Below are 19,416 nucleotides of genomic sequence, written 5' to 3' on the forward strand. Positions count from 1 at the left end.
GCGGTCAGTTCTTTGCATCAAGCGAACTCGCACTCTGATCGCGTTTTTCATAGGTCATTTCTATGTATTCGAGAATATGTTTTGTCATGACCCCCATTACGATCACAGCTCCGGTATAGGCATAGAACTGCTCAGCAACGTAGCTTATAAAACCGCACAATACTAAAAAAAATGTCAGCATAAATGCCTTGAATGGCCGGTTTTGGTAATGCTTGCTGGCGTAGCGATTGTATAAAGTCATCATAGTCAGTTAGGCTCCCCAGCAGTTAATAACTGCTGAAAAGGGTACCTATAACGGAAACCAAAAGTCAATAAAATAATTATTAAACTCTAATTAATGAATTATTTTAACAGCTAATTATTAACAAATATAAAGCCCCTGCTAGCTCTTAAACGCTCTGGTACCGATGGCATCCTGACTTACTTTGCCAAAAGAGTGGCGATGTGGTTGCAGCAAGAAAAGAACTGACCAGGCACTGGTTATTGCAGCTGATTATCCGGTTGCAACTCCATCACGGAAGCGGAAACCAGCAGCAGGCGTTTTAGGTTTTGCACAGCAATACTGGTAAAGAAAGCATAAAATGGCGTGCCGAGGACACTCAGGTAAATAGTTGCTAGCAGCATTCCTTGCATAGCCTAAGTCCTTTCTGGATAGTGAATCCTTACAAAAATTTCTGCACATACCAGCAGCTGGCCTGCACGCCGAGCTGCTGTTGCTGTGCCCAGCTCAGCCCATGTCGCACCAATTGCTCAGCGATGCCCTGGTTACGCAGTGCGTCGGGTACATAGGTGCGCCAGAAATCGACGCTATCACCCAACAGCTGGTATTCCAGCAGTGCTTCTTCGCCTTGCTGCACAATGCGGAAGCGTTGCAGTTCGGGCTGATGCTCAACAGAATATCGCATACTTGCTCCTTTAGAGTTCGCGCCACATCACATGCTGTGGCCCGGATGGGCCGCCATGATACAAGCTACCACTGTCCTGAAAGCCGGTCGCTTGATACAGCTGACGAGCCGCTGTGTTACGGCAGTTGACGGTCAGTAGCAAACGCTGAGCGTGAGGAAAATGCTGCTGCACATAGCTGGGAAGTTGTTGCAGTGCCGCTTTGGCAGAGCCTTGCCCTTGCGCTGATGCCGTGATAAAAAACCCACGCAAGCCAAGGTCGTTTGTCTTAGCAAAGGAATGATAACGACCATAGTCGTTATCCAGTATGAAGCAACCCACCAACTGTCCTTGCTGATACAGTAACTGAAAGTGTTCACCTGCGCGTTGCTGCGCTAACTGTTCCCCGATAGGCAGTACAAAAGGTTGTTGCGCTGGCAGCACCTGTAGTTGCAGCAGTTCGGCGGGCGCCGGTAATGGGCAAGGAAGGATGGTAATCATCCTAACGCAGCTCCAGCTCCCAGCCAGCAGCCTGCTGATACTGCACTTCCTGCTCCAATTCAGCTCGCATCAGCGGGTGCTGATCGAGCCAACCGGCAGGCAGTTGTAGGATCAGTTGCTCACCCTTGCCAGATACACTGACGTTTGGCAGTGCTTCATGCCGACGGCGCATGGATAGCACCACTGCCAGCCTCAGGATACGGGTCAGACGTACCGTCAACAGGACCGAGGTCATGGTTTGTTTGGCAATCAGCTCACGGTTGATATCGGCCCGATGGTTATGCACCAAAGCCATCAATAATTGCTGCTGTGCCCGGGTAAACCCCGGCAGATCGGAGTGGCTGATGATATAGCCACCATGGTGATGGTGATTTTTGTACTCGATTAGCAAACCAAGCTCATGCAGTAGGGCTGCGCCATGCAATAAACTCAGGCCATCAAAGCCGGTTAGCATCCAGCGCGAAGCGACTTGATTGGCAAGCGACAATGCCATATCAGACACACGGCTGGCATGCTGTTGATCAATATGATAACGCACCATTAAGCTATTGATGGTGTGTTGCCTGACATCAGTACCTTGCAGCTGTGGTAGCATGCTGTACAGCACGCCCTCACGCAAAGCACCACCAGAGAGAGTCATGCCTTTGATGTGCAATGAGCGAAACAAGGCGATAAGCACGGCTAAACCAGATGGGAACACCTGTTTACGTTCCTGCGCCAAGCCGATAATGCTGAGCTGATCTTGCCGGCCACAGATTACGGCTTGTTGCATGATCCCTTCGAGCCGGGGCAGCGTGATGGTTTCATCCATGCCCTGCGCAATCAATATTTCCTGCATGGCTTGCACGGTGCCTGATGCGCCGACAGCAACCTGCCAGCCCAGTGCATTGAACTCATCCGCCACCGGAGCCAGTACCTGCTCAGCTGCAGCAATAGCCGCAGCAAAATTTTCTTCAGATAGCTGAGCATCGGCAAAGTAAGCATCCAAGAAGGTCACACAGCCCATATGCAAGCTACTGAGCTTAAGCGGCTGCACCCCTTGCCCGACAATAATTTCGGTACTGGCACCACCGATGTCGATCACCAGACGGTTTTGCTCACAGCTTGAAGTATGGGCCACACCCTGATAAATAATGCGGGCTTCTTCATCGCCACTGATGACTCGAATAGGATGACCCAGAATATGCTCGGCATCGTGCAAAAAGGTTTTCACATTACGAGCCAATCGAAGGGTAGCGGTGCCAACAATACGAACATTTTGTGGCGGAATATCCTGCAGCCGTTCAGCAAACAGGGCCAGGCATTCCCAGCCTCGCTTCATCGCTCGACGGCTTAATACCAAATTATCATTTAAACCTGCGGCCAGGCGGACTTTGCGTTTAACCCGGCCAATCACTTGCACGCTGCCACCGACCACCTTCACCATCAACATATGAAAGCTGTTGGAGCCGAGGTCGATGACGGCGTATATGTCTTGCTGATCTGAGCGTATCGACTCAGCGGCTGCGTGGACGTCTGGCTGCATTTGGGTTTCGTCCACTCTGGCCACTACCACTTCGCGCCTGACCAGAGCGCCGCCGCGCCCGTGGTTTTGGCGTGGTTAAATCGGTCAGTAAGGCCTCATGATCGTACTGAGTCACTGGCAACGGATGACGGATGTACTCTTCAATGGCAGTTAAATTCAGCGCATAACGCTCGCAAGCAAAGCTGATGGCAGCCCCGCTCTCACCGGCCCGTCCGGTCCGGCCAATACGATGCACATAATCTTCACAGTCATCAGGCAAATCAAAATTGAAGACATGACTAACCAGAGGAATATGCAAACCACGTGCAGCCACATCCGTCGCCACCAGAATATCAACCCGCCCCTGCGTGAAGTCATCCAGTACTTTCAAGCGCTTTTTCTGAACCACATCGCCAGTCAACAAACCTACCCGATGACCATCGGCCTCTAACCAGGCATGCACATTTTCGCAGCTGTGTTTGGTGTTGGCAAAAACAATGGCTTTATCAGGCCACTCTTCTTCCATCAAGGTCAGCAGCAACTTCATTTTATCTGGATCTGAGGGGTAAAATAACTCTTCACTGACCCGGCTGGCTGTCATTTGATCCGGCTCGATGTGGATATGTTCCGGCTCATTCATTTGCTCAAAAGCCAGTTCCTGTACCTTATAAGACAAAGTAGCGGAGAACAGCAAGCTTAAGCGCTCGTTAGCTGGTGGCATTTGGCGGAACAAAAACCGAATGTCTTTGATAAAACCCAGATCAAACATGCGATCGGCTTCATCCAACACCACCACCTGAATTTGATCCAGTTGAAACAAGCCCTGTTTTTGGTAATCAATCAAACGGCCGGTGGTGCCGATTAAAATATCTACGCCTTGTTCCAGCAACTGCCGTTGAGATTCATACCCCTCGCCCCCATAAATGAGACCAAGGCGTAAGCCAGAGCTTTTTGACAGTGCTACGGCGTCCTGATGGATCTGAACCGCCAGTTCGCGCGTAGGAGCCATGATGATAGCGCGAGGCTGGTCAGAACCTCTTGGCTCATGCGTTAACAGATGATGAAAAGTCGCGGTTAAAAAGGCCAGCGTCTTGCCGGTACCGGTTTGAGCTTGTCCGGCAATGTCTTTACCTTTCAAGGCTAAAGGCAGACACTGAGCTTGGATTGGAGTACAATAACTGAAGCCCTGACTAGTCAGTGCATCCAGTATCTGAGGTGCCAATGCGAAATCGGCGAATTTGTGTGGTGTTAAGTGTGTTTTATTCATACCAGCCTAGCATAACCGTTCCCCTTGCATTAGGAAACAGCCGCGTTTAAATTGATGACAAATTTTGCAGTCGATCTGCCCAGTTCAAAACGGAGAAAATCATGAGTGACCAAATTTTACATGTTTCAGACGACAGCTTCGAAGCTGATGTACTGAGTGCTGAACAACCTGTCTTAGTCGATTTCTGGGCTGAATGGTGCGGACCCTGTAAAATGATCGCCCCCATTCTCGATGATGTTGCAGGTGAATATCAAGGAAAAGTCACTATTGCTAAGCTGAATATTGATCAAAACCCAAACACATCGCCTAAATACGGCATTCGTGGCATTCCAACCTTGCTGTTATTTAAAAATGGTCAGGTTGCCGCCACCAAAGTCGGTGCTTTATCCAAAACACAATTGAAAGAGTTTTTGGATAGCAATATCTAATGGTGACACGCACTGTTGTTGTCAGGCCCGCTCCGTAACAACAGTGCTTTAATTTTATGCAATTTTCGCTGAGAAAAGATAGACGGCTGCATCATCTCCTGCTATTGTTGTTTTCAGCACAACATCCGTGACCACGCTTGTCCGTCGAATAGACCAACTCCAAATCATATTCATGCACACTGATAAGCAAACAACCCTTTTTTGATCAACAAGAAACCCATCACTATGCATTTAACAGAATTAAAAAGTAAGCCAATCAACGAACTGGTGGAATTATCTGAGTCTATGGGCTTGGATAGCATGGCCCGTTTGCGTAAGCAGGACATTATTTTCGCCATTTTGAAAACCCACGCTAAAAAAGGCGAAGAGATTTTCGGTGGAGGCGTACTGGAAATTCTGCAGGATGGCTTTGGCTTCTTGCGTTCAGGCGATAGTTCCTATTTAGCCGGTCCGGACGATATTTATGTCTCTCCTAGCCAAATCCGTCGCTTTAACTTACGTACTGGCGATACCATTGCCGGACTGATCCGCCCGCCAAAAGATGGCGAGCGTTACTTTGCCTTGTTGAAAGTCAATGAAGTGAACTTCGGTCGACCTGAGCATGCCCGCAACAAAATCTTATTTGAAAACTTAACACCGCTGCATGCCAACGACCGGCTGCGGATGGAGCGCGGTAACGGCAGTACCGAAGACATCACCGCCCGGGTACTGGACTTAGCAGCGCCGATTGGCCGGGGTCAGCGGGGCTTGATTGTGGCGCCGCCAAAAGCCGGTAAAACCTTATTACTACAAAACATCGCTCAGTCTATTGCCGCCAACCACCCGGATTGTGTGTTGATGGTATTGCTGATTGATGAACGGCCGGAAGAAGTCACCGAGATGCAGCGCCTGGTAAAAGGTGAAGTGATCGCGTCGACCTTCGACGAGCCAGCCAGCCGCCACGTGCAAGTGGCAGAAATGGTGATTGAGAAAGCGAAGCGTCTGGTTGAACACAAAAAAGATGTCATTATCCTGCTCGATTCCATCACCCGTTTAGCCCGTGCTTACAACACCGTCATTCCAAGCTCTGGCAAGGTACTGACCGGTGGTGTTGATGCCAATGCACTGCATAAACCAAAGCGTTTCTTTGGTGCGGCCCGTAATGTGGAAGAAGGCGGTAGCTTAACCATTATCGCCACGGCGCTAGTCGACACCGGCTCAAAAATGGACGAAGTCATCTACGAAGAGTTTAAAGGTACTGGTAACCTTGAATTGCACCTGGGCCGTAAAATCGCTGAGAAGCGTATCTTCCCAGCCATTGACTTCAACCGCTCAGGTACCCGCCGTGAAGAGTTGATGGTGTCGCAGGAAGAATTGCAGAAGATGTGGATTTTACGCAAAATCCTGCATCCGATGGATGAAGCCGATGCGATGGAGTTTTTAATCGATAAACTCGGCATGACCAAAACCAACGATGAGTTCTTCGATTCCATGAAGCGTCAGCGCAGCTAAGTTTTCATCTGCAAAAAACCGGCTTTTGAAGCCGGTTTTTTTATGCCCATCAACCAACCCTAGCCCAATCGCTGATGAATCAATGCATTCGTGGCTAAAGGCTCAACAGACAGCCGACAAGCTGCCAGATAGTCTTTCACGGCTTGTTCAGCCGCCTGTGCCGAGGCTGCATGCACTCTTGCCAACCGTTGCCCCGTGCTCACCTGCTGTCCAGCAGGTACAATATCGCTTAAGCCAACCGCTGGATCGATCACTTGATCAGGGTGAGCGCGGCCACCTCCAAGGCGCACCACAGCCATACCCAGCGCCACCGTATCCGTATAGTGCAACACGCCACCGGCTGGCGCCAACACATCCAGTACCACCGGCGCCTGAGCCAAATAACGGGTCGGTTTCTCTAGTAAGTCGGTTGGCCCCCCTAAAGCGGCCACCATGCGGGCGAAGTATTCGGCGGCGTGGCCACTGTCCAGGCTCTGCTGCAACGCTGTCATCGCCTGGTCCCGACTGGATTGCAGACCGCTTAGCAACAGCATATCCGCGCCCAGCTCCAGGGTCAGTTGATGCAAGCGTGGCTCACGCTGCTTACCGGTCAAATAATCCAGGGTTTCCAGCACTTCCAGGGCATTGCCTGCGCTGCTGCCAAGGATCTGATTCATATCGGTGATCAAGGCTCGGGTCGGCACGCCTGCACCACAGGCGGTATCGACAATGCTGCGCGCTAATGCATCCGCATCCTTGGCAGTGGCCATAATGGCGCCATTGCCCACCTTGACATCCATCACCAAGGCATCCAGACCTTCCGAGAGCTTCTTCGATAAAATTGAGGCAGTGATCAATGGGATGGACTCAACCGTGGCGGTGACATCCCGAATGCCGTACAAGCGTCGATCCGCCGGAGCCAGTTCATCAGTCTGACCGACAATCAGGCAGCCAAGCTCAGGCAGCAGCTGACGAATGCGGCTCAGCGACTGATTGCAGCTGTAACCCGGAATGGCCTCCAACTTATCGACCGTACCACCGGTATGGCCCAACCCCCGACCCGCAATACTTGGCATAAAAGCACCGCATGCAGCAACCATCGGTGCCAGCATCAAAGTGACTTTATCACCGACACCACCGGTACTGTGTTTATCCACTACCGGGCCACTTAACTGCCCCTGCCAGTTGAGGCTGGTGCCACTATCGCGCATGGCTAAGGTCAAGGCGACTTTTTCATCCACCGACATGCCATTCAGATAAATCGCCATCGCCAGTGCGGCGGCCTGACTATCACTGAAACTGCCATCCGTTAAACCTTGCGCAAATTGCTGGATATTCGCTTGGCTGAGCACCTTGCCATTGCGTTTGATTTTGATGATTTCCTGTGGAATTGGCATCCGTTACTCCGTCGGCACCTTGGTGCTGTTGGCTAAATACAAAGGGGTAAAGGCATCGGGCAGTAACTGTTGTACTTGCCAGCCTTGCAACTGTTGAAGATGATTGCTGCTGTAAATGATGGTATCAGGTAAGAAAAATTCAGCAATCACCTGACGGCACATGCCGCACGGCGGCGTCAAATCAGACTGAGGCGTATACACCAGCAAGGCGTCAAACTGACGCTCCCCAGCCACCACACCAGCCGCAATGGCATTGCGCTCGGCACAAACCGTGGCGCCGTAAGAGGCATTTTCTACATTGCAGCCCGTGTAGATCTGGCCGCTGATGGCACGTACGGCGACTCCAACCGGAAACTGGCTATACGGTGCATAAGCCTGAGCCGCTGCGGTTTGTGCCGCCTGATACAAAGGTTCAAGCTCTGGCGTTAGTGCTGTTAATGCTGTCATTAATGTCTTCATCCAAACTGCCCACAACGGGCCGGATAAACAGTTATGACGGTAAAGCTACTTCAGATCAAGGGTAAAGGTTGAAAAATTGTTACGGTAGTAACCGCACAGAGCGGACCGACAATCGTGCGGCGCCGCCTTTATCATCCGTTAAATCTGGCACCAAATAGATGGCGTTGACATGCGCTGGCACAATCCCCTGATCCGTTGAAGTAGCAGGGGTCCAGTCTGGTCGCTGAAAATCAGCCCTACTCAGCCGAACCTGTTGCCAATCATCGGTAGCAGACACAACCGCCTGATAATGGGCGTAACTCTGATCGCCCAGCTCACCGTACTCCCGTTGCGATAATTTAATAACCAAATCGGTACTGCTCTGATAACTGAGCTCAATTTGGGGCTCATCCTGCAAACGCCCTTCAGGCAGATCGTAAATCAGCTCCACCCAGGAATTGTTTTGAGCATCGACTCTGGCAACGCGTTGAAATTCGATACGAGCAATACCATGCTGAACGAGCTCTCCCTCATAGGTAGCCGTACTGCCATGTGGATCGGTGGCATAGCGCCAGTTGGCAGCATCCAAATCACCCGTTTGCGGTAATTCTTGAGGGCTACAAGCGACGGCCAACAACGCCATAGCACTAATGATTAGATATTTACTCACAAATTGCTCCTGTTGTTGGGTTGAGCCAACTCAAAATCATCGGCATCGAGGTAAGCGGGAAATTTTTCTTTAAACTGCTGCAAAGCGGTCAAATCCAGCTCTGCCTGCAAAACGGCAGCCTGATTTTCGGCCACATCAGCCAAAGGCTGGCCGATATAATCGAGCAGCAGGCTGTCACCGGCGTAAGCAACGCCGTTGCCATCCTCGCCGACGCGATTGCAGCCGATGACATAGGCTTGGTTCTCAATAGCACGAGCCGCCAGCAAGGTACGCCAAGCCAAGCGACGTGGCGCTGGCCAGTTGGCGACATAAATTAATGCATCGTAATCGTTGCGGTTGCGACTAAACACTGGAAAGCGCAGGTCGTAGCAGACTTGCAGGCAAAAACGCATGCCGCGCCATTGCGCGATCACCCGGTCGCTGCCCGCCTGATAGGCCTCATGCTCACCAGCCATTCGAAACAAGTGCTTCTTATCGTACTGCCAGTAGTCACCATCTGGGGTGACAAAGTACAACCGATTAAAGTATTGGCCGTGCTCATGCACCGCGATTGAGCCGCAAAGCGCCGCTTTAGTGGCTTTGGCTTGCTGTTGCAACCAAGGTAGGCTGACTTGCCCAGCAGGCTCAGCAATGTTTTTACTATCCATCGAAAAGCCGGTGGTAAACATTTCCGGCAACACAATCAAGTCTTGCTGCGGCAACGATGCCAGCTGTTGCTCAAACTTATGGAAGTTCAGCAACGGCTGCTGCCAAACCAGTTCAGTTTGCAACACAGCAACTTTTAGAGCCGACATCGTATCTCCTAAAGTTGGCATAGCACCCCCGCAGCCTGCTGCAAGGTGCTTTCCTCTTTGGCAAAGCAAAACCGCACCAAGCGCTGTGCTGGCGGCGTTTGATAAAAAACGCTGAGCGGTATAGCCGCAATTTTATGCTCAATAGTGAGCCAGCGGCAAAACTCAACATCGGGTATATCGCTGATGGCACTGTAATCGGCTAACTGAAAATAAGTACCTTCTGCCGGCAGCAACTGCAGGCGACTACCTTGTAAACCATCAACAAAAGCATCCCGCTTTTGTTGATAAAAGTGAGCCAGACCACTGACCTGCTCAGGATGCTGTTGCAGCATGGCGGCAATGGCATGTTGCGCCGGGGTGAAACTGGAGAAGGTGACGTACTGATGCACCTTACGAAACTCAGCCATCAGCTGCGCAGGAGCTACACAATAACCCAGCTTCCAGCCGGTGACATGAAAGGTCTTGCCAAAAGAAGAAACCACCAGCGCGCGCGCCGCCAGCCCGGCAAAACACAAGGCACTTAGCTGTGGTCTCTGGTCGAACACCATATGCTCGTACACTTCATCACTCAGGCAATACAAACCATGCTGACAGACCAAACGTTCCAATTGCAACCAATCGTCGTGCCGAAAAACCTGACTGCTCGGATTGTGCGGGCTATTGACAATAATCAGCTTGGTTCTTTCGTTAATATGATCGGCCACCTGCTGCCAGTCGACCCGAAAATCAGGGGCTGTGAGCACCAGATGCACTGTTTTGCCACCAGCCAACTGCACGGCAGGGGCATAACTGTCATACGCCGGATCGAATACAATCACCTCATCGCCCGGCTGCACCAGCGCTTGTATGCCACAGAATAAGGCTTCCGTGGCACCTGACGTCACCGTGATTTGCTGCTCTGGACAAACCCTTTGTTGATAACAACGGGCAATCAGTGCAGCAATTTGCTGCCGCAATGGCAGTATGCCGGGCATAGGAGCATACTGATTCAACCCCAGCTGACTAAAGTTACTTAGCTGTTCCAGCAAAAACGGCGAGCAACCAAAGTCCGGGAACCCCTGCGATAGGTTAATGGCTTGCTGTTCCGCCGCCAATTGTGACATCTGACTGAAAATTGAGGTGCCCACCTGAGGCAATTTACTCGGCAATTCGACCTGCATCGACGGTTCCTGTTTGTATCAGACGTGTAACACGCCCTGCGCTATCAATGATAGAGTGACTCTACCTGAAAATCACACGAGCAGCGAATCGTGTCGCGCTTTGTGCAAAGCAGTTGCTAATTGAAGCAATCATGCTATCATTTTAGCCTGTTTTATGTATAGACATCTAAACGTCAGGCCGTTCAGGAGCGTTATTTCATGCATCATGCGTCGCAGCACGTGCAACAGCTGAATCCATATGCCATCGCGCTCTGCGCTACCGCACGCTGGATCGCCAGCCGTCACTGGGTCCCCGCGACCGGTGGCAACTTCTCCATTCGCGATGGTGAACACAACGCCTTAGTCACCGCATCTGGCAAAGATAAAGGTGAACTCAGCCCACACGACTTATTGCCTGTCAGTTGGGTTGATGGCCACATAACCTGCCCCGGCACACCATCCGCTGAAACCGCCTTGCATGCCCGGATTTATCAACTAGACCCTGCGGTTAAAGCCGTATTGCATACACATTCAGTACAAGCCACCGTCTTTTCCCGCATCATCACAACCGATCAGTACATTTTTTCCGGCTACGAGATGCAAAAAGCCATTCGTGGCCAGCAGAGCCATGAGCAAAACTGCCCCATTACCCTCTTTGCCAACACTCAGGATATCCCAGCTCTGGCCGAATTGGTGCAGCAACAATGGCCGCAGGTTCAAAAAGCTTCAGCACTGTTGGTCAGAGGGCATGGTCTCTATGTCTGGGGCCAAAGCCTGGAAGAAGCAAAAAGACATTTAGAGGGATGGGAATTTCTTATACACTGTGAGCTGGAACGTATCCGACTCACTGGAGATTTATGAAGTACCGCGCCCTAATCACCGATATTGAAGGCACCACCAGCCGCATTGCTTTTGTCACTGAGGTGTTGTTTCCATACGCTACTGAACACTTGCCGGATTTTATCCGTAACCGGCAGCACCAAGCAGAAGTCGCGTTAGAACTAACTGCCATTCGTCAGTTGATGAAACAGCCTGAAGCCGATATCGAAGCGGTGATTACGCAGCTGCATCGTTGGATTGCCGCCGACGAAAAGGTCACTCCGCTGAAGACCCTGCAAGGCTTGGTGTGGCGTTTAGGCTATCAGCAAGGCCATTTTACCGGCCACCTCTATCCCGACGCCGCCGAACAGTTGAAACAATGGCATGAGCAAGGCGTGCAGTTGTATGTCTATAGTTCTGGCTCTGTTGAAGCGCAGAAGCTGCTGTTTCGCTACAGTGATTTTGGTGATTTAACCCCTCTTTTTAGTGGTTACTTTGATACCCGGGTTGGCGCCAAGCGCGATATTTCATCCTATGCCGCTATTTTGCAGCACCTGCAACTGCCGCCCGGACAGGTATTGTTTTTATCCGATATTGCGGCTGAACTCGATGCCGCTCGTGCATTAGGCATGGCCACTTGCCAACTGATCCGCGAGCAGCAAACACCTGGCGATCACAACATCGCCGAAGATTTTTATCAGGTCGAGATTTAACCATGTCACAGTTAACCATTTTTCAAGCCAATCAAGCTGAGCACAGCAACGTACAAAAGAGTAGCTTTCAAAGCAGTGACCCCGCCCAAGTTGCAGCCAAACTTGCGCAACAAGGGATCCGGTTTGAGCAATGGCAAGCGAGTGCTCAGATAGACGCCAGCACCAGCAATGACGCTATTCTCACTGCCTATGCAGCTGATATTGAGCGCTTACAGCAGCAAGGCGGTTACGTCACGGTGGATGTCATCTCACTAAGCAGTGATCACCCGGATAAAGCCGCATTACGGCAAAAGTTTCTGGCCGAACATACCCACAGTGAAGATGAAGTACGCTTTTTTGTCCGTGGAGAAGGCTTATTCTGTCTGCATTTAGGCGATCACATCTATCAGGTGCTATGCCAGCAAAACGATTTAATCAGCGTGCCGGCTAACACGCCACACTGGTTCGATATGGGCAGCGAACCCAATTTTACCGCAATCCGGTTGTTTAATAACCCGGAGGGCTGGGTGGCCAACTTTACCGGCAGCGATATTGCCAGTCGGTTTCCATTGTTGGCCTAAGCACACACCAGAGGAGTGCATGGCTGAGTTTTTTTCACTCGACGCGTAGTTTTATCTCGTTTGTCAGCATCTTGGAAAGCGCTTACTCTAAATCTGTCGCCAAGCAACACGGCGGTTCCACCCTGTCTATCCTTGTCTTTTACCCGGAGCCTTTGCTCCGGGTTTTTTTATGTCAGCCGGGTAAGCGCACCAGCGGCCACCGCTGCTTGATCCAACACACCGCTATCCAGCACCCAGCCGGTCACCAGGCTGGCTGGCGTCACATCAAAAGCAGGGTTATAGACGGGAGCATCGGCCGGCGCCCAGCAAATAGTACCGAAGCTGCCAGTAGCCCCGCGCACCTCATTCGCACTGCGCTGCTCAATCGGGATCTGGCTGCCATCGGGGCAATGTGGATCAACCGTGGTATGAGGAGCCACCACGTAAAACGGGATCTGATGATACTTTGCCAATACAGCCAGACTGTAGGTACCGACTTTATTGGCAAAATCACCATTGGCCGCAATGCGATCTGAACCAACGAAGATACGATCGACCTGACCACGCGCCATCAGCATCGCAGCCATATTGTCGCAAATTAACTGATAAGGAATACCTAATTGCTGGCACTCCCAAGCCGTTAAGCGACCGCCTTGCAGCAAGGGTCTGGTCTCATCGACCCATAGCTGGATATTTTTTCCCTGCTGATGGGCTAACCGCACAACCCCCAAAGCGGTCCCAACGCCTGCCGTAGCAAGACCTCCGGTATTGCAGTGCGTCAGTAACTGCTCCCCCGGTTTCACCAAGGCGGCGCCATGTTCAGCCATGTGCTGACAAAGCTCTACATCTTCTGAAAACAACTGCTCGGCACAAGCTACAGCGGTGGCAACAAAATCATCCGCTGCTAACGCTTGCAACATACAATCCAGATTATTCATCAGGTTCACTGCCGTTGGCCGGGCTAAACGCAGCGTTTCAGCATCCTGCCGCAACTGCTGCCGACTATCGCCCTGCTCAGCGCGGTAAGCCAATAGCAAGCTTGCCGCAATGCCGATGGCCGGAGCACCGCGCACCTGAAGGTTTTGAATCAATTGCACCATCTCTGCAACAGTCTGGCATGGCAGCCATTGCTGTTGATGAGGTAGCAGAGTCTGGTCCAGAATGAACAACTGATTTTGTTCAGTCTTTATACTGAGACCGGTAAGATTTTTCATAGTCTATGCCTTATTTAGCCTTGCAGACGTCTAGAATGTCTGCGATTATGCAGTTCTGTTTCTGTCCTGACAAGTCTGTGATCTCAATGAGCGACTACCATACCTTTACTATCGCCGATGCCAAAGCTTTTGCACTGGCTCATGGTGATACCTTTCGTGAAAGTGACTCTTTGGAAGCCGAAGAGTTTGGTGATGGCAACCTGAATCTTGTGTTTCGGGTAAAGAATGCTAACGGCCGCAGCCTGATCGTCAAACAGGCCCTGCCTTACGCCCGTTGCGTCGGAGAAAGCTGGCCGCTGACCATCGAACGCGCTCGAATTGAAGCCGAAGTGCTACTACGTCATGGTCGTATTTGCCCTGAGCATACCGTTAAAGTGCTGCACTACGATGCCGGTGTTGCCGCCATAGTCATGGAAGATTTAGGTCAGCTGGCTATTTTGCGCAGCGAATTGGTCGCCGGTAAACAGTTCCCGCAGCTGGCTGACCAGCTTGCTTTGTATCTGGCTCGTACGCTATTTTTTACCAGTGATTTCGTACTCAATGGTCTGCAAAAAAAAATCGAAGTGGCTCGTTTTATCAACCCGGAACTCTGCCTGATTACCGAAGATTTATTCTTTTCCGATCCGTACTGCAATCATGAACGCAATGCTATTCACCAGCCCATCATGCCACAGGCCCGTGAGCTGTGGCACGATGAAGCACTGCAGGCAGAGGTTGCCCGTTTAAAAGCCGATTTTTTGTCCAAGCCACAAGCGTTGTTGCATGGTGATATGCACAGCGGTAGTATTTTCATCAGCGCCGAACAATGCAAAGTGATCGACGCCGAGTTTGGTTTTTATGGCCCTATGGGCTTTGATGTCGGCAGCTTTATCGGCAATTTGCTGCTGAGCTATGCCGGTCAGTTTGGCTTGCAAGAAGATGCCGGGCGCCGACAGCAGCAGCAAGATTACTTGCTGCGCCAGATCGAAGACTTATGGCAGCACTTTAGCCATGAATTTACCCGGTTGATGCAAACAGAGACTAAAGAAAACAGTTTCCGTAATAGTGAATACCAGCATTATTTCTTACAGCAACTACTCGCCGATAGCTTGGGCTACGCTGGCTGCGAACTCATTCGCCGCACCGTCGGTTTGGCGCATGTGGCTGATTTAGAACAGATCCGTAACGAGCAACAGCGCGCCGCCTCTGAACGTTGGGCTTTAGCCTTGGGTCGCAGTTTGATCATGCAACGACAGCAGCTGACCACCATTCAACAGCTGCTGACGCTGGTGCGGCACCAGCAGTTACCGGCTTAAAGCGATGTTGCTTTTCGCCGTTGCTGCCACTGCATCACCGTCACCAATAGTGAAGGTAAAAAAGTCAGTGCAATCACGGTAGAGCACACTAAGCCTGTCAGCACAATAATACCTAAACCACGATAGAGTTCTGTACCGGCCCCCGGGAGTAACACCAGGGGTGCCAGGCCAAAAATGGTGGTAGCCGTCGACATCAATATAGGCCGCAGCCGGGTGGCCACAGCGGCTTGCACAGCCTCGACCACTGACACGTTATTTTCTGTCAGGTTTTTACGACTTTGATCGACAATCAGAATCGGATTGTTCACCACGGTGCCTAATAAAATCAGAAAACCCAGCATAGTAATCATATCAAATGGCTGCTGAAAACCATTCATGCCGAGCATGCTGAACAGCTGACCCACTCCATTGATACTAATTAACCCCAGCAAACCACCGGCTAAACCTAAAGGCACAGTGGCCAGAATAAACAAGGGATAGCCCCAATGCGTAAAAATGGCCACCAGCAGTAAATAAATCAGCACAACAGCGATGACAAAATTACCTGCCAGCGCGGTCCGGGTGGCATCCAGTTGATCCGCCGCGCCACTAATTGCAATCGACACCCCTTGCTCGATATGTCCATCCTGCTGTAATTGTGGCACCAACTGTTGTTGCACAAGTGCAACTGCCGTTTCCAACGCCACAGAGCGAGGGGGAATGATGTACAAGGTGACGGTTCGACGACCATCCACCCGGCGTAAATTATCGCTATCCGCGACCTCGTTTAAATCCGCTAATGCATTAAGTGGCAACACACTGCCCTGAGGTGTTAGTACAGGGGCCTGAGCCAAAGCAGCTAAACTTTGTTGCTGACCAGCATCACTAAACAGAAAAATATCAATCTTGTCATCCAGTAAGAAAAACTCATCGACAAAAGCGCCATCACTTAAAGCCGCGACAGCAAAGCCGAAATCAGTAGCGCTGAAGTTAAGCTCAGCCAACCGATCCCAACGAGGCCGGATCTCAATCAACTGCTGATCCAACGATAACGATGAAGGGTCGGAATTCAACTGAGGATTATCAAATAATGCCTCGGCAGCACGATAGGCGGCTTCTGCCGTTCGATAAAGGCTGGCCAGATCGGGCCCTGATATATCCAACGCAACCGCACGGGTACCGCCATCATTACTTGAAATAATCGAACCACGCGAAGAAAATGCCCGCATGCCCGGGTACTGACGAAATAACTCGGTCATGGCCGTCATCATGGCATCAATATCTTGTGGTCTGGTCGGCTCGCTTAACACCCGAATTCGACCAACAGATACACTCAATGAATAGTATTGCAACGATGGCATGCTGGTTTCACCCCGATCAAACCGGCTTGGGTCTGCTTCGACCTGCTCAGTCAGAAAAGCCTTCAGTTCATCGGCTATCAGTGCCATTTCTGACAAATTATACCCAGGGGGCGCAATCATGGAGGAAAATGCTTTCGGCTCCTCTCCTTCAGGCAAATACTCTGCCGGTGGCATTAACCACCAGGCCCCACCCAGCACCAACAGTACGGTAAAAAAGATACAGCTCAGTCTGGCCCGGCTGCTGGCGATCAGGCGGGATATCAGGCCGAACAAGCGGCCATTGGCAATGCCTGACTTGCCTTCCTGCTGACTAGCCTGACCGCCAAACCCCAAGCGGGCTATAGCCGCCGGGATCACATAAATCGCCACCAACATTGAAGCGATTATGGCCGCGGCTATCGCTATGGCAATATCTGAATACAACTGTCCGGCTTCTTGTTGAATAAACAAAATCGGTGCAAACACCAATACCGTAGTCATCGTAGAGGCCAATACCGCAGGCCACACATCACGAACCCCCTCTAAAGCTGCATCCATTCGAGCCAAGCCTCGTCGTCTGGCTTGCTCAATACTCTCCAACACAACGATGGAGTTATCCACCGTCATGCCAATGGCAAAAGCAATACCAGCCAGTGAGATCACGTTGATCGTACGGTTAAACAACAATAAGCCGAGAAAAGCAGCAATAGTACAAATAGGAATGCCGATCACCGCGACTAAGGTTGCCCGCCCCGACCGTAGAAACAGATACATGACCAAGGTTGCCAGTAAGGCCCCTAACACCAAATTGGTCCAGACACTTCGCAGCGAGTCCTCAACATAGCGCACATCATCACTGGATAAGCTCAAGCGTAAACCATTGGGGATCAACAAGTCCTGATTTATCCGCTCTACTTCAGGAAGCATGGCGTTTTTAATATCAATGACATTGGAACCGCTTTCTCGCCGCACCGACAAACTGAGCGAACGCTCGCCGTTGGCAAATGCTAAATCACGTACTTCAAAATGATCCAGTTTTACAAGAGCCACATCTTTCAGACGGATGAGAGAGCCTTCTCGTTGCAGTAGAATCAACTCTTCAAGTTCAGATAAGTCATCGAAACGGCCAACCACCCGCAGTAAATAACGACGCTTCCCGCTATCAATATCTCCTGCGGAAGCATCCCGATTCCGGTTTCGAATCGCCTGACGCACGTCCAACATACTAATGCCACGCTGTGCTAAGCGCGATGGATCCACCAGAATTTGGATTTGTCTGGCTGCGCCACCACTCACTCCAACTTCAGATACACCAGCCACTCGTTCCATCCGGGGTCGAACATAATCTTCAGCAAAATCGCGCACCATATCCATATCTAGCCCGAGCGGGTTGCCAGGTTCCGGCATCAGACGGAAATACATAAATGCATTGCTGGAAAAAGAACTGCTGAACAAGCGTGGTTGATCAACATTTTCTGGATAATTTCTGACCTGACTAAGGGCATTACTAACACGGATCATCGCTTCATTGATATCCACCCCAAATGGGAATTCCAACTCGATACTTGCCGAGCCGGTTTGGGCTTGAGAAATCATTCGCTGTAAATTTGGCAAGGTACGCAAATAACGCTCTTGTTCAATGAGTATTTCTTTTTCTATATCTTGTGGCGTAGCACCTGGCCAGCCGGTCACAACACTAATGGTACGGACCTCTAAATCAGGGATCATCTGTACAGGGATCCGAAGCGCAGCCGTAATACCTAGTACGACAATAATTAATACCAGTACCGTTAAAATAGTCCCTCGACGCAGTCCAGCTTCAAGCATGATGTATACTCCCTTGCTTATCGAGCCTGATCACGTAACTGCACAGACTGACCATCTCGCAACAACTCATTGCCCCTTACCACTACGGCCTCACCATCCGGTAAGCCACTGAGTACTTCAACGCCTTGGCTATTTGAGCGGCCAAGACTGACCAGACGCCGGTAGGCCACCTCATCTTTCACAGAAAATAAGCTGTAGCTGCCATCAGGATGTCTTAAAATAGCATCGCGTGAGACTACCTTTACCTGACGATCAGTCACTGGCAGTTCAATTATCGCGGTTGCGGAGGCTCCCGGTAATAAAAATGGGTATTCAACAGGTAACTGTATTCGTAACAGAAAACTGCGATTGGCACTATCCATCACCGGAACCTTCGCCTGAATTTCTCCTGCGACCTCCGAATCTGCAGCCTGATCACTTCGAACACGAACTCTAGTCGCTGAGGTAATGGCCTGGAAATGCTCCTGAGGCACCTGCACATCAAGCCGAAGTGGGTGCAAAGCAACCAATTGCAGCACAGTGGTTCCCCGATTAACCCACTCGCCTACTTCAGCTTGTTTTCTGGCTATTACTCCTGAAAAAGGAGCAATAAGCGTATGACGCTGTACCAACTCCTTCTGTTGCAACATCGAAGCAACAGCTTGCTCCAGAGTAGCCTGCGCTTTATCTAAATCAGCACTGCGTATAGCCAGCTCACTTTCCGGGAATAAATTCTGTGCAGTTAACTTTTCAGCTTCGCGGAACAGACGTTTCGCCTCGATCAACTCAGCATCCATCAGCGTCACCATCGCTTGTAACTGACTCAATTGATGATTAGCAAGTGCGGTATCCAGTTGCAATAAAACCTGCCCGGCTTCGACATGATCACCCGCATCGACCATCACCGCAGCAACAAGACCCTCAGTACGAGCTGATAAATCCGAACGTTGTAAGGCGTTCAAGGTTCCAGTCAATCTGAGTTCCTGTTGCAAATCCTTACTCTGGGGCATTGCAACATCAACCACAGCGTTATCAGCTTTGGCCACCCCAACCACTGCCATCGCAAACAGAGCAAGGTACCAAGATACAGCGCTATAGCGAAAACCCATCATCCTCTCCCCATCATAAATAAGAATAATTCTTGTTTACTGCTTAGTATGCAACATAACATCTGCGGAATCACTTTTTATTGCATTAAAGACATGACCTATCATGTCAAAT

Annotated in this window: 20 protein-coding genes; 6 read left to right on the forward strand and 14 right to left on the reverse strand. The window is 50.7% G+C overall.

The annotated features are described in order from the left end of the window. Positions 1 to 4: 4 nt before the first annotated feature. The 6 genes from Q3O60_RS05660 to rhlB form a co-directional block, all read right to left on the reverse strand. The gene (locus Q3O60_RS05660) at positions 5 to 244 is read right to left on the reverse strand and encodes a hypothetical protein (RefSeq protein WP_305892929.1); all 240 of its coding nucleotides are present in this window, start codon (positions 242 to 244) and stop codon (positions 5 to 7) included. A gap of 236 nt (positions 245 to 480) precedes the next feature. Further along, positions 481 to 633 carry a hypothetical protein gene (locus tag Q3O60_RS05665; RefSeq protein WP_305892930.1) on the reverse strand — a complete coding sequence of 51 codons (153 nt, stop codon included), beginning with the start codon at positions 631 to 633 and terminating at the stop codon, positions 481 to 483. A gap of 29 nt (positions 634 to 662) precedes the next feature. Further along, on the reverse strand, positions 663 to 905 hold the full coding sequence (locus Q3O60_RS05670; RefSeq protein ID WP_305892931.1) for a GNAT family N-acetyltransferase: 243 nt from the start codon (positions 903 to 905) through the stop codon (positions 663 to 665). A gap of 10 nt (positions 906 to 915) precedes the next feature. Beyond that, the gene (locus tag Q3O60_RS05675; RefSeq protein WP_305892932.1) at positions 916 to 1,383 is read right to left on the reverse strand and encodes a GNAT family N-acetyltransferase; all 468 of its coding nucleotides are present in this window, start codon (positions 1,381 to 1,383) and stop codon (positions 916 to 918) included. A gap of 1 nt (position 1,384) precedes the next feature. Next, the gene (gene gppA / locus Q3O60_RS05680) at positions 1,385 to 2,908 is read right to left on the reverse strand and encodes a guanosine-5'-triphosphate,3'-diphosphate diphosphatase (protein WP_305892933.1); all 1,524 of its coding nucleotides are present in this window, start codon (positions 2,906 to 2,908) and stop codon (positions 1,385 to 1,387) included. Beyond that, entirely contained in the window at positions 2,880 to 4,154 is a 1,275-nt protein-coding gene (rhlB, locus tag Q3O60_RS05685; RefSeq protein ID WP_305892934.1) for an ATP-dependent RNA helicase RhlB, read from the reverse strand. The genes gppA and rhlB overlap by 29 nt, the downstream gene beginning before the upstream one ends. Before the next feature lie 101 nt (positions 4,155 to 4,255). Between rhlB and trxA the strand changes: the two genes are divergently transcribed. Next, positions 4,256 to 4,582, forward strand: coding sequence for a thioredoxin TrxA (gene trxA, locus Q3O60_RS05690; RefSeq protein WP_305892935.1), 327 nt, complete (start codon positions 4,256 to 4,258; stop codon positions 4,580 to 4,582). A gap of 225 nt (positions 4,583 to 4,807) precedes the next feature. Continuing rightward, positions 4,808 to 6,073 carry a transcription termination factor Rho gene (rho, locus tag Q3O60_RS05695; RefSeq protein ID WP_305892936.1) on the forward strand — a complete coding sequence of 422 codons (1,266 nt, stop codon included), beginning with the start codon at positions 4,808 to 4,810 and terminating at the stop codon, positions 6,071 to 6,073. A 59-nt stretch (positions 6,074 to 6,132) separates the two neighbouring features. Here rho and deoA read toward each other — a convergent pair whose 3' ends face one another. The 5 genes from deoA to Q3O60_RS05720 all read right to left on the reverse strand — a co-directional run bounded on the left by deoA (position 6,133) and on the right by Q3O60_RS05720 (position 10,511). Beyond that, on the reverse strand, positions 6,133 to 7,449 hold the full coding sequence (gene deoA, locus Q3O60_RS05700; protein WP_305892937.1) for a thymidine phosphorylase: 1,317 nt from the start codon (positions 7,447 to 7,449) through the stop codon (positions 6,133 to 6,135). A 3-nt stretch (positions 7,450 to 7,452) separates the two neighbouring features. Then, positions 7,453 to 7,896, reverse strand: coding sequence for a cytidine deaminase (gene cdd / locus Q3O60_RS05705; protein WP_305892938.1), 444 nt, complete (start codon positions 7,894 to 7,896; stop codon positions 7,453 to 7,455). 91 nt (positions 7,897 to 7,987) lie between these two features. Next, complete coding sequence (locus Q3O60_RS05710; RefSeq protein WP_305892939.1) at positions 7,988 to 8,557, reverse strand: hypothetical protein; 570 nt, start codon at positions 8,555 to 8,557, stop codon at positions 7,988 to 7,990. Next, on the reverse strand, positions 8,554 to 9,351 hold the full coding sequence (locus Q3O60_RS05715) for an amidohydrolase (RefSeq protein ID WP_305892940.1): 798 nt from the start codon (positions 9,349 to 9,351) through the stop codon (positions 8,554 to 8,556). The genes Q3O60_RS05710 and Q3O60_RS05715 overlap by 4 nt, the downstream gene beginning before the upstream one ends. 8 nt (positions 9,352 to 9,359) lie before the next feature. Then, positions 9,360 to 10,511 (reverse strand): methionine aminotransferase, encoded by a 1,152-nt coding sequence (locus Q3O60_RS05720; protein WP_305892941.1) that lies wholly within the window; start codon positions 10,509 to 10,511, stop codon positions 9,360 to 9,362. A gap of 198 nt (positions 10,512 to 10,709) precedes the next feature. Between Q3O60_RS05720 and Q3O60_RS05725 the strand changes: the two genes are divergently transcribed. Genes Q3O60_RS05725 through Q3O60_RS05735 form a run of 3 tightly spaced genes read left to right on the forward strand, consistent with a single transcriptional unit; the run spans position 10,710 to position 12,582 of the window. Beyond that, complete coding sequence (locus tag Q3O60_RS05725) at positions 10,710 to 11,351, forward strand: methylthioribulose 1-phosphate dehydratase (RefSeq protein ID WP_305892942.1); 642 nt, start codon at positions 10,710 to 10,712, stop codon at positions 11,349 to 11,351. Further along, entirely contained in the window at positions 11,348 to 12,022 is a 675-nt protein-coding gene (mtnC, locus tag Q3O60_RS05730; RefSeq protein WP_305892943.1) for an acireductone synthase, read from the forward strand. Before Q3O60_RS05725 ends, mtnC begins: the two co-directional genes overlap by 4 nt. Before the next feature lie 2 nt (positions 12,023 to 12,024). Further along, positions 12,025 to 12,582: a 1,2-dihydroxy-3-keto-5-methylthiopentene dioxygenase gene (locus tag Q3O60_RS05735; protein WP_305892944.1), complete on the forward strand. Its 558-nt coding sequence runs from the start codon at positions 12,025 to 12,027 to the stop codon at positions 12,580 to 12,582. 167 nt (positions 12,583 to 12,749) lie between these two features. Here Q3O60_RS05735 and mtnA read toward each other — a convergent pair whose 3' ends face one another. Beyond that, positions 12,750 to 13,775 carry an S-methyl-5-thioribose-1-phosphate isomerase gene (gene mtnA, locus Q3O60_RS05740; protein ID WP_305892945.1) on the reverse strand — a complete coding sequence of 342 codons (1,026 nt, stop codon included), beginning with the start codon at positions 13,773 to 13,775 and terminating at the stop codon, positions 12,750 to 12,752. 86 nt (positions 13,776 to 13,861) lie between these two features. Here mtnA and mtnK point away from each other — a divergent pair, with 86 nt between their 5' ends. Then, positions 13,862 to 15,070 carry an S-methyl-5-thioribose kinase gene (gene mtnK / locus Q3O60_RS05745; protein ID WP_305892946.1) on the forward strand — a complete coding sequence of 403 codons (1,209 nt, stop codon included), beginning with the start codon at positions 13,862 to 13,864 and terminating at the stop codon, positions 15,068 to 15,070. Here mtnK and Q3O60_RS05750 read toward each other — a convergent pair. Next, on the reverse strand, positions 15,067 to 18,216 hold the full coding sequence (locus Q3O60_RS05750) for an efflux RND transporter permease subunit (RefSeq protein ID WP_305892947.1): 3,150 nt from the start codon (positions 18,214 to 18,216) through the stop codon (positions 15,067 to 15,069). The two genes, mtnK and Q3O60_RS05750, sit on opposite strands and share 4 nt — an antisense overlap. Positions 18,217 to 18,233: 17 nt before the next feature. Beyond that, on the reverse strand, positions 18,234 to 19,307 hold the full coding sequence (locus Q3O60_RS05755; protein ID WP_305892948.1) for an efflux RND transporter periplasmic adaptor subunit: 1,074 nt from the start codon (positions 19,305 to 19,307) through the stop codon (positions 18,234 to 18,236). Between the last annotated feature and the right edge of the window lie 109 nt (positions 19,308 to 19,416).

The sequence above is a fragment of the Alkalimonas collagenimarina genome, from assembly GCF_030717845.1.
In the GTDB taxonomy this organism is placed as follows: domain Bacteria; phylum Pseudomonadota; class Gammaproteobacteria; order Enterobacterales; family Alteromonadaceae; genus Alkalimonas; species Alkalimonas collagenimarina.